Origin of the sequence: Rothia sp. HMSC066G02 (genome assembly GCF_001813145.1) — a bacterium.
In the GTDB taxonomy this organism is placed as follows: Bacteria; Actinomycetota; Actinomycetes; order Actinomycetales; family Micrococcaceae; genus Rothia.
The window spans coordinates 1-9,250 of the sequence record NZ_KV811580.1 but is presented as its reverse complement, the minus strand read 5'-3'; the positions used below and the strand labels follow the sequence as shown (position 1 = coordinate 9,250).

Sequence of the window (9,250 nt, the reverse complement as noted above, 5' to 3'; positions counted from 1 at the left end):
TTGTTTGCGTTCACTGTATGGTTTTTGGATAATAACCCTGGGCTTCCTTCGGGAAGTTGAGGCTTTTTATTCGGAAATTTTGAATAACGAAGTTATTCGCTAGATTTTCCGTGGTTATAGCAAGAGGGAAACGCCTGGTTCCATTCCGAACCCAGAAGCTAAGACTCTTCGCGCCGATGGTACTGCACTTTTGTGGGTGTGGGAGAGTAGGTCGCCGCGGGTTTTTTATTCAAGAGGGGAAGACCTTATAGGTCTTCCCCTCTTTTTGTGTACCCAAAAACTCTTAGAATGAAAACTCCTGGACGAAAGAAACCTAACTCATCAGAGATGCAGAGGTTTAGAGACTCAGCTGAGAAGCAGAGGAACAGGGGACGCAACCTAGACAGCCTGCCAGCCTTGATGCAGGGGCGACGAGATGGGGAGTTCACAGATCCGCCTGAATGACGAAGCAGAGGGCACGGTGGAGAAACTCTTGGTACCTTAACAACAAGAGCAATCCACATCTCTACCCGAGCGAATAGAGAACACGCAAAGGAGCATCATCATGGCTGATGAGAAGAGCATCTACGAACGCTGGAGCGAAGAACGCCTCGACCCGCCCTTCCCCAAAGAATGGGGGCTGGATGAAGAAGACGAAGCCGAGTTGCTCTGGCCCATCTGGCCCCTGCTGTTCATGGGTGAATCTGATACTGAGCAGTACGTAGAAACCATTACCGATTATGTGATGGACGTACTCGGTCTGGAATACGATGGGGAGAACGAAGACAGCAAGCTCTGGGAGAAGCGCGTAGAGGACTACGTGGAAGAGCTCATCAAGCGTCGTCGTGCCTTTGCTGCTGAGCTGGGCATTACCCCCGAAATGCAGAAGAACTCCAACCTCAACCGTGCCTTCGCAGCGCTGGAAGAAGAAGGAGTCATTGCACGACAGAACTTCACCTGCTGCGGTACCTGCGCATCCGCAGAAATCTGGGACGAAATGGATGATAGCCGTGAATGGAAGGGATACATCTACTTCCATGAGCAGGACACTGAAAGCCTCGCTGAGAGCGGCGGAACCTACATCGGTTTCGGTTCCTTCCTCGCTTACCCCAGGGACGAAGAAAAATGGAATACCCTGAGCGATGCGCAGAAGGAAGAGATTAGGGCCCTTCACGAGAAGCTCTCCGCACAGTTGCTGCGAGAGACGGTTATTCCCATGCTGGAGAAGCACGGTCTGAGCGTGAAGTGGAATGGTAACTACAACACCCGCCCCTTCATTGGGGGAGTGGAAGTCTACAACATCCCCTAGCGGTAATGAGCTGAACCGGATGGGTGCCTCGGCGCTATACTTGTGCGCTACTTGTGGCAGGGGAGGAACCTCCCAGAGCTACGAAAGTTTACGAGGAAAATAAGCTGAGAGCGTGAGAATAGACATCACAGTATCTCAGTCAGAGTATTAACTAGCCGATAAGGCACCCATTCGGTAGGCTAGACGGGTAGCGCGGTACATCCACACTAGAGAAAAGACAGAACCTATCCACATGATAGGAACTGCTCGACATACCTTTCAGCTGCTATACGTAGCAGGAAGCTGAGCTTTAGAACGCCCGGCAGAGATCAGAAGGCGCCGAGCTCAGACGAGCACTGGCACTCTGAACCTCTGCCCTGATGGGTGCGTACTCCATAAGGAGTAGGCTAGAAGAAGTGGACGAACCGCCACCCATATTCCCAACCAAAGGAGCAGGCATGTCGACCGACGCCCGCGAAAAAGCCCGCCAGATTGCGGCCCAGCAGGCCAAGAAGAGTCCCAGCCAGGCAAGCCGCCGCTGGCTCCAGCTCGGCGTACTCGCCGTGGTCCTCGTCATCGTAGGTATCATCGGTTTCGTCGTAATCAACGGCAACAAGAACACCAAGGTAGCAGAAAGCGGCCCCGTGCCCGCCAGCGCCAACGAATACGGTGGCATTGTGCTGACCAAGGACGGAATCGTCAAAAACTCCTCCACCCAGGAGACCCGCGACTTCAAGCAGCTCGCAACCTCGACCTCCTCCGTGACCCCCATGGTCAACGGAACCGCAGCAGCAGTCAACACCCTGCCCCCGGGCGTGCAGACCGCTGAAGAGGCATCCAAGAACGGCCAGCCCGTTCGCGTGACCATCTTCCAGGACTACAACTGCGTGCACTGTGCAGAGTTCGAGAAGAAGTACGGCGAAGAAATCCAGAAGCTCGTCGAAGACGGCACCATCACCCTGGAAATCCGCAACTTGACCTTCCTGGACCGTACCTCGCCCACCGCATACTCCGCACGTAACGCGGCAGCGGCATACTCCGTGGCAAACCAGGTCAGCACCCACGACTTCCTGAACTACCAGCGTGAGATCTTCACCCACCAGGGCAGCGGCGACATGAACAACCAGCAGATTGCCGACATTGCTTCGAAGTACCACGCCTCCATCGGCTCCGATATGAACGACGGCAAGTGGCGCCCCTTCGTGGACGTGGTCAACGCTGAATCCGCAAAGAACGGCATTCAGGGTACCCCCACCGTCTTCGTTGATGGCGACCAGTACACCAGCAACGACTTCAGCACCTTCCTGAAGGAAAAGATCGAAGCTAAGAAGAAGTAACCTCTTCGATAGAAAAACCCGGTAACCTCCGCGCGAGGCTACCGGGTTTTTCCGTATGCATCTGAAGCTCTAAAGAACGAGTAAAGGAACGTGAGGGGCAGGAAGAAGACTCGGCAAAGTGCTGGACAAGGTGCCCGGGAGCCCCTGTAGCCGAGGTATTCGGAAGGGGTAAAACGAAGGAAACGAACGCATCAAACCGCCAAAGAACAACTAAGCAGATTCAACCACCAGAATAAGGTACACTGGACAAGTTGCCTCCTTAGCTCAGTTGGCCAGAGCATCTGTCTTGTAAACAGAGGGTCACCGGTTCGAATCCGGTAGGGGGCTCAGAAAAATCCTGGTTCGCACCAGCCTCATAGCAGAGGTGCGGATCAGGATTTTATTGTACGAGTGTCCTGTAGTGTCTAAGGGACCCGCACTAGCACATCGACATCCATCCTGAGGAACCGAGAATGTCTGAAACCTCCGGAACCCCGCAGGCTCCCGCCTCGCAGGGAACCTACACCACCGCCCCGCGCAGCATCAAAGCACGCGAAGCCAGCGACTACCCCCTCGAAGAGTTCATCGAATCGCGAGGATTCCGCCCTGAAATTCAGGGCCTGCGAGCCTTCGCCGTGCTCCTCGTGGTGCTCTACCACGTCTGGGTCGGCAAAGTCTCCGGCGGTGTGGATGTCTTCCTCTTCATCTCCGCCTTCCTGCTCTCGCTCTCCTTCATGCGTAAGATCAACGAAGGCAAACCCCTCAATCTCTTCAACTACTGGATGCACGTCTTCCAGCGACTGCTACCCGTAGCCACCGTGGTTATCGCGTGTACCACGATTGCGTCCTTCTTCGTGCTCGCGCCCAGCCGCTGGTCGCAAACCGTCACCGACGCAACGAGCTCCCTGTTCTACTTCCAGAACTGGAACCTCGCGTTCAGCTCCGTGGACTACTACGCCCAAAACGCTTCCGTGAAGTCACCCTTCCAGCACTTCTGGTCGCTCTCCATCCAGGGGCAGATCTTCATCATCTGGCCCCTGCTCTTCGCCGCAGTAGCCTACGTCGTGCACCGATTCCGCGGGAACCTTTTCACCACCGCGGTATTCATCTTCAACACGGTATTCGTAGCATCCCTGACCTTCTCCATCGTCGAAACCGACACCAACCAGGGATTCGCCTACTTCGACACCCGCACCCGCCTGTGGGAATTCGCCATCGGCACCCTGCTGGCGATGCTCACCCTCAAATGGAAGGCGCCCGAAAAGGCGCGAGTCGTCATGGGCTGGGTCGGCATCATCGGCCTGGTCACCTGCGGTGCAATCCTGCCCGTCGAACGAGCCTTCCCCGGCTACCTGGCGCTCTGGCCCGTGCTCTCCGGCGCCCTCGTCATCATGGCAGGCCGCACCAACAGCCGCTGGGGCATCGATCGACTGCTGGTCTCCGCACCCCTGCAGAACCTTGGCAACATCTCCTACGCCCTGTACCTGGTGCATTGGCCCATCCTCATCCTCTACAGCAGCGCCGTCGGCACCTCCCGCGTGAACATCATCGAAGGCACCATCATCATCCTTGCCTCCATCGGCCTGGCATGGCTACTCATCCGCTTCGTCGAGAAGCCGCTGCGCTACCGCAAGGACCCCTTCGTACCTTGGCTCATGATGAAGATGCGCTTTAAGACCGTCTTCTCCGTCAAGACCTGGGCAGACCAGCTCGCCTTCATCCTCGCCATCTTCCTGGTCGCCGGCGTACCCCTGACCGCCGCACAGACCTGGATCGGCTACCGCAACGCCCAGTCCGAGCAGAACGCCGAACTGAAGGTACAGACCGCCAGCGAAAACTACCCCGGCGCCCGCGCAATCGGCGGCGCCCAGCAGGGACTCATCGACAACCCCATCCCCTCCGGTGGCGACGTCAAAGCTCAGTTCGACGGATTGAGCGACCCCTGCACCGGCGGCTTCGCGCCCTCCGACCCGGCCCTCGCCAAGTACTGCACCGTGCAGAAGTACGGACCCGAGGACGCACCGCTGACCATGGTCGTCGGTAACTCCCACGCGGAGCAGGCGCTGAGTATCTTCAAGCCCATCGCCGAACAGACCAAGACCAACCTGCAGACCTACCTGCTCGGTGGCTGCCAGTACCCGGTCCGCGCCGTCAACGCCAGTAACGAATGCTCGGAATTCAACACCAAGATGACCGAGGAAATTCTCAAGCGTAAGCCGCAGACCGTGGTGCTCATCGCCACCGTTGCCCAGGCACGATCGAACGACGAACGAATCGACCCGAGCCTCGACGAGACGGTCCGCCGCCTCACCGAGGCAGGGGTCCAGGTCATCGGTCTGCGCGATAACCCGCGCTTCGAGTACAACATCTATGAATGTGCACAGAAGGCCGGTGCCGACAAGAGCTCCTGTGCACGACCCGCAAGCGATAAGTACGCCGCCGAGAACCCCGCAAAGGAAGTCTTCGACAAGTACCGCGACCAGGGCGCCGTCATGGTTGACCTGAAGGACGTGTACTGCCCGGACGGCACCTGTAGCCCCGTGGTCGGAAACATCTACGTCTACATCGATGACAACCATGTCTCCAAGACCTACAGCCGCACCATGGCTCAGGAAGTGTTCCAGCGTGCAGCGGAAGGCGGCTGGCTCGTCAACGGAAAAGTGAACTTCTAAAGTTCACCAATACAGCGGATCCCCCGAACTGTTCTACAGAAGTATGAACAGAGCGGGGGATCCGCTATATTCTGACCCGAAATTAGGATAGGCTAAGTTAGGAGGCTCCCGGGAAAAGCCTTAGAGAAGAAAGGACGCCATGAAAGAAATCACCGAACGCACCCTCAAAGTTGAGAACGTCAGCCTCGGCTACGGCGAAACCACCATCGTCAAAGACCTCTCCCTCGAATTCCTGAAGGGCAAAATTACCGCCATCATCGGCCCCAACGGCTGCGGCAAATCCACCCTGCTACGTGGTGTCTCCCGACTACTCAAGCCGCTCAACGGCGACTTCACCCTCGACGGCAAATCCACCCACGAATACTCCATGAAGGGCTTCGCCCGCATGGTTGGGCTCATGCCTCAGCATCCCATCGCCCCCGAAGGAATTACCGTAGCCGACCTGGTCTCCCGAGGACGCTACCCCTACCAGGGCCTCTTCAAACGCAATAGCGCCGAAGACGACGAGGCGGTTGCTTGGGCTCTCGAAGCTACCGATACCATGTCCCTCGCCGAACGACAGGTCACCGAACTCTCTGGCGGCCAACGTCAGCGCGTCTGGATTGCCATGGCGCTCGCCCAAGAAACCGACATCCTACTGCTGGACGAGCCGACCACGTACCTCGACCTGGCACACCAGGTGGAGCTACTCGACCTACTCTCGGACCTCAACGAGCAACGCGGCACCACCATGATCATGGTGCTGCACGAGTTGAACCTCGCCGCCCGAGTCGCCGATTACCTCGTCGCGATGAAGGACGGCTCCATCGTCGCTCAAGGCGAAGCACACGACGTGCTCACCCGTGAGAACCTGCACACCATTTTCGGTCTGAAAGCAGAGGTCGCCGATCCGTTTAACGACGGCAGCGTCGTGGTTGTTCCGCATCCCCGGAGTGCGTCCACCGTTGCCGGTTCAGCTGTCGCATCCTAAGAAACCCCCGCTCATATCTGATGAAGCGCCCATAACAGTGGGATACTGGAAAGTAGGACGCACCGAAAGCTAAGCGAAGAAGCCGGTACACCGCGCGGGTGTGCCGGCTTCTTCCACAGAAGGGTCATTCTCTATAGAGGCCCGGAAAGAAGAACACAATGACGACCCCGCTCCTAGACTCCAACGGCAAGCTCAACGGTGAATCAGTACGCTACGTGGCAATCGGCGACTCCTTCACCGAAGGTGTGGGCGACGTTGACCGCCGCCGCCCTAACAGCCTGCGCGGCTGGGCAGACCGCGTTGCCGAAGGCATCGGTGCAGTAGACCCGCAGGCGCAGTACGCAAACCTTGCTATCCGCGGCCGCCTGCTCGGTCCCATCCTGGATGAACAGCTGCCTCGAGCCCTGGACCTCTGCCCCAACATTGTCACCTTCTACGGTGGCGGCAATGACATCATGCGACCCAACGTGGATATTGACCAGCTCATGACTCACGTAGACGAAGCCTTCGCCACCCTGCGCGGCGAAGGAATCGAAGTGCTTACCGTAACCGGCCTGGATGTACAGGGCCAGGGCCCCTTCGCCCGTACCCGCGGCCGTACCGCCACCTACAACGAGCTACTGCGTGGTATCGCTGAGGACCACGGCGTGCACATTATCGACTACTGGCGCTGGAACGACTTCCTTGATTGGCGTCTGTGGGCTGACGACCGCCTGCACATGAACGACCTCGGCCACGAACGCTTCGCATCTCGCGTACTGGCGCAGCTCGGTCTGCCCGGTGTGATCACCGAATCGGTACTGCCCCCGGAGGTGCAGCTGACCGCCCGCGAGAAGATCGAGCAGGAGGCACGCTGGGTCCGTGAGTTTGCCCTGCCGTGGATTGGCCGCCGTCTAAAGGGAACAAGCTCCGGGGACGGTGTGAGCCCCAAGTACCCGCAGTGGGTGCCCGCGGCAAGCCTTAAAAACTAACGCCCTTAAGAACTAATGCTGAGGGGTGCACGTTACGGCGTAAAACTGTATGCCGGGGGGAGCGCCCTGTGCTGTATCTGTACCGTATTTGTGCCCGCATCTACGCCGTAACTGGAACGGTAAATCCGCCGTTACCCGTACCGTTGCGACCCCTTAAACCGCCCTTTAAAACCGGGGCGGAAGCGTTAAAACGAGAGTTAAAAGCTCTTTAAACGCGTATTTAAGCCCGTTTAATAGCCCTGCGCACACCGCAAGAAGCGGTGGCGCGGGGCTGTTTAAGGCTTAAATCCGGCTTAAGCTGTTAATCTCACAACATGAATTTCACCGGTGTAATTTATCCCCGGTCACATAGAGAACATCCGTTCTTAAAAAGGCGCATTAACGCCTGACTAGGGGCGTTAAAGAATTCCTTAAAAACATCTGGACTTGCAAAAACACCCATTTTTGATAGAATGGATAGGTATGTTTGCCGCTCGAAGGCAGGCGTGCATCCGCGAATCGAGCACTTCGCTTAAACGAGATGCAATTGGCTCAGAACACCGAGATTCCGCGGATTTTTAAGGCAAAATCCGGCGTGCAGGCTTGCACGAACCCCCGTATTTACCTAGAATTTAACGCTGTTCGTAGTGGTGGAAACGCCTCTCGACACTAATAAGCTTCACCGTTTTTCCCGCGGCGGGGATCGATGCGTGGCCTCTCACCCACGTGACGATCTCAAACACTCTAGCCCGGCGAATAACCCGGTGCTTCTACATTGGTGGCGGGACGCTCACGAGTAACATCGACTGCGTACCGTCATAAAAGTCAATCAATAAAGGAGTGAAACATGGCAGCAGTCTGCCAGGTGACCGGAGCTGTTCCCGGCTTTGGACACAGCATTTCGCACTCGCATCGCCGCAACAAGCGTCGATTCGACCCGAACGTTCAGAAGAAGACCTACTGGGTTCCTTCGCTGCGTCGTAAGGTAACCCTGAACGTGTCCGCTAAGGGCATCAAGGTTATCGATGCTCGTGGCATCGATGCCGTTGTTGCAGAAATCATCGCACGCGGGGAGAAGATCTAGTAAATGGCATCCAAGGCTAAGGACCTCCGTCCTATCATCAAGCTCAAGTCCACTGCTGGCACCGGTTACACCTACGTGACCCGTAAGAACCGCCGCAACAACCCCGACCGTATGGTGCTGAAGAAGTACGACCCCGTCGTTCGCAAGCACGTTGACTTCCGAGAGGAGCGCTAAGAATGGCTAAGAAGTCCAAGATCGCTCGCAACGAGCAGCGCAAGGTCATCGTCGCTCGCTACAACGAGAAGCGTATCGCGCTGAAGAAGACCCTGATCGACGAGAACGCTACCCCCGAGGAGCGCGAAGCAGCACGCGTGGCACTGCAGAAGCTGCCCCGCAACGCTTCCCCCGTTCGCGTGCGTAACCGCGACCAGATCGACGGCCGCCCCCGCGGTACCTTCCAGAAGTTCGGTATCTCCCGCGTGCGTTTCCGCGAAATGGCACACCGCGGCGAGCTGCCCGGTATCACCAAGTCCAGCTGGTAAATCTGGTATTTTAGTTCCTAAACGGTTTTCCGTCGTCACCGACGGTCACTCGCTTTAGACTCAAACCTTAAGTCTCTGGAAGGGGCACCCTAATGGCTAAGAACCGTACCGAACTCGTTGCAGAGGTTGCAGAGAAGTCTGGCAAGAGCCAGGCAACCGTGAATGCAGTCCTCGACGCAGTGTTCCAGGTTTTCGAGTCTTCCGTCTCCAAGGGCGAGAAGATCACCATCCCCGGTTGGATGGCAATCGAGCGCACCGACCGTGCAGCTCGTACCGGCCGTAACCCGCAGACCGGCGAAACTATTCAGATTCCCGCCGGTCACGGCGTGAAGCTGACCGCAGGCTCCAAGCTGAAGGCAGCAGTCGCTAAGAAGAAGTAATTCTTGAGACTTTGAATCTGATAAAAGACCCCTACCCTCACGGTGGGGGTCTTTTATTATGCCTGCCCAAGGGAAAACAGCGGAGAAAACCCCGCCGTGAACTGCGCCCCGAAACTTGGACGCTATAAA

The 9,250-nt window shown here is 57.1% G+C and carries 9 protein-coding genes, 1 tRNA gene and 1 rRNA gene; all 11 read left to right on the top strand.

Annotation, left to right across the window (positions count from 1 at the left end):
• The first annotated feature begins 106 nt into the window (after window positions 1–106).
• The 11 genes from rrf (at window position 107) to HMPREF2894_RS01005 (ending at window position 9,121) form a co-directional block, all read left to right on the top strand.
• Window positions 107–223: ribosomal RNA gene (rrf, locus tag HMPREF2894_RS01055) — 5S ribosomal RNA — on the top strand.
• Between the two features lie 321 nt (window positions 224–544).
• On the top strand, window positions 545–1,288 hold the full coding sequence (locus HMPREF2894_RS01050) for a DUF6891 domain-containing protein (protein ID WP_049352236.1): 744 nt from the start codon (window positions 545–547) through the stop codon (window positions 1,286–1,288).
• 437 nt (window positions 1,289–1,725) lie between these two features.
• A complete protein-coding gene (locus HMPREF2894_RS01045; RefSeq protein ID WP_049346887.1) occupies window positions 1,726–2,604 on the top strand; it encodes a DsbA family protein in 879 nt (292 codons plus the stop codon).
• 253 nt (window positions 2,605–2,857) lie between these two features.
• A tRNA-Thr gene (locus tag HMPREF2894_RS01040) sits at window positions 2,858–2,931 on the top strand.
• Between the two features lie 125 nt (window positions 2,932–3,056).
• The gene (locus HMPREF2894_RS01035) at window positions 3,057–5,255 is read left to right on the top strand and encodes an acyltransferase family protein (protein ID WP_070677467.1); all 2,199 of its coding nucleotides are present in this window, start codon (window positions 3,057–3,059) and stop codon (window positions 5,253–5,255) included.
• Window positions 5,256–5,394: 139 nt separating this feature from the next.
• Window positions 5,395–6,225 carry an ABC transporter ATP-binding protein gene (locus tag HMPREF2894_RS01030; RefSeq protein WP_070677465.1) on the top strand — a complete coding sequence of 277 codons (831 nt, stop codon included), beginning with the start codon at window positions 5,395–5,397 and terminating at the stop codon, window positions 6,223–6,225.
• A 158-nt stretch (window positions 6,226–6,383) separates the two neighbouring features.
• A complete protein-coding gene (locus tag HMPREF2894_RS01025) occupies window positions 6,384–7,196 on the top strand; it encodes an SGNH/GDSL hydrolase family protein (protein WP_049340523.1) in 813 nt (270 codons plus the stop codon).
• A gap of 826 nt (window positions 7,197–8,022) precedes the next feature.
• Window positions 8,023–8,259: a 50S ribosomal protein L28 gene (rpmB, locus tag HMPREF2894_RS01020; protein WP_004005966.1), complete on the top strand. Its 237-nt coding sequence runs from the start codon at window positions 8,023–8,025 to the stop codon at window positions 8,257–8,259.
• Between the two features lie 3 nt (window positions 8,260–8,262).
• Window positions 8,263–8,433 (top strand): 50S ribosomal protein L33, encoded by a 171-nt coding sequence (gene rpmG, locus HMPREF2894_RS01015; RefSeq protein WP_004005967.1) that lies wholly within the window; start codon window positions 8,263–8,265, stop codon window positions 8,431–8,433.
• Window positions 8,434–8,435: 2 nt separating this feature from the next.
• On the top strand, window positions 8,436–8,741 hold the full coding sequence (gene rpsN, locus HMPREF2894_RS01010) for a 30S ribosomal protein S14 (RefSeq protein WP_005506731.1): 306 nt from the start codon (window positions 8,436–8,438) through the stop codon (window positions 8,739–8,741).
• A gap of 92 nt (window positions 8,742–8,833) precedes the next feature.
• Window positions 8,834–9,121, top strand: a complete 288-nt coding sequence (locus HMPREF2894_RS01005) for an HU family DNA-binding protein (protein ID WP_005506733.1) — start codon at window positions 8,834–8,836, stop codon at window positions 9,119–9,121.
• Window positions 9,122–9,250: the final 129 nt, after the last annotated feature.

What these genes read in the sequence shown, in the direction of transcription:
- rpmG (WP_004005967.1), top strand. Translation starts at nt 8,263, where the DNA reads ATGGCATCCAAGGCTAAGGACCTCCGTCCTATCATCAAGCTCAAGTCC.
- HMPREF2894_RS01050 (WP_049352236.1), top strand. Translation starts at nt 545, where the DNA reads ATGGCTGATGAGAAGAGCATCTACGAACGCTGGAGCGAAGAACGCCTC.
- rpsN (WP_005506731.1), top strand. Translation starts at nt 8,436, where the DNA reads ATGGCTAAGAAGTCCAAGATCGCTCGCAACGAGCAGCGCAAGGTCATC.
- HMPREF2894_RS01025 (WP_049340523.1), top strand. Translation starts at nt 6,384, where the DNA reads ATGACGACCCCGCTCCTAGACTCCAACGGCAAGCTCAACGGTGAATCA.
- rpmB (WP_004005966.1), top strand. Translation starts at nt 8,023, where the DNA reads ATGGCAGCAGTCTGCCAGGTGACCGGAGCTGTTCCCGGCTTTGGACAC.
- HMPREF2894_RS01005 (WP_005506733.1), top strand. Translation starts at nt 8,834, where the DNA reads ATGGCTAAGAACCGTACCGAACTCGTTGCAGAGGTTGCAGAGAAGTCT.
- HMPREF2894_RS01030 (WP_070677465.1), top strand. Translation starts at nt 5,395, where the DNA reads ATGAAAGAAATCACCGAACGCACCCTCAAAGTTGAGAACGTCAGCCTC.
- HMPREF2894_RS01045 (WP_049346887.1), top strand. Translation starts at nt 1,726, where the DNA reads ATGTCGACCGACGCCCGCGAAAAAGCCCGCCAGATTGCGGCCCAGCAG.
- HMPREF2894_RS01035 (WP_070677467.1), top strand. Translation starts at nt 3,057, where the DNA reads ATGTCTGAAACCTCCGGAACCCCGCAGGCTCCCGCCTCGCAGGGAACC.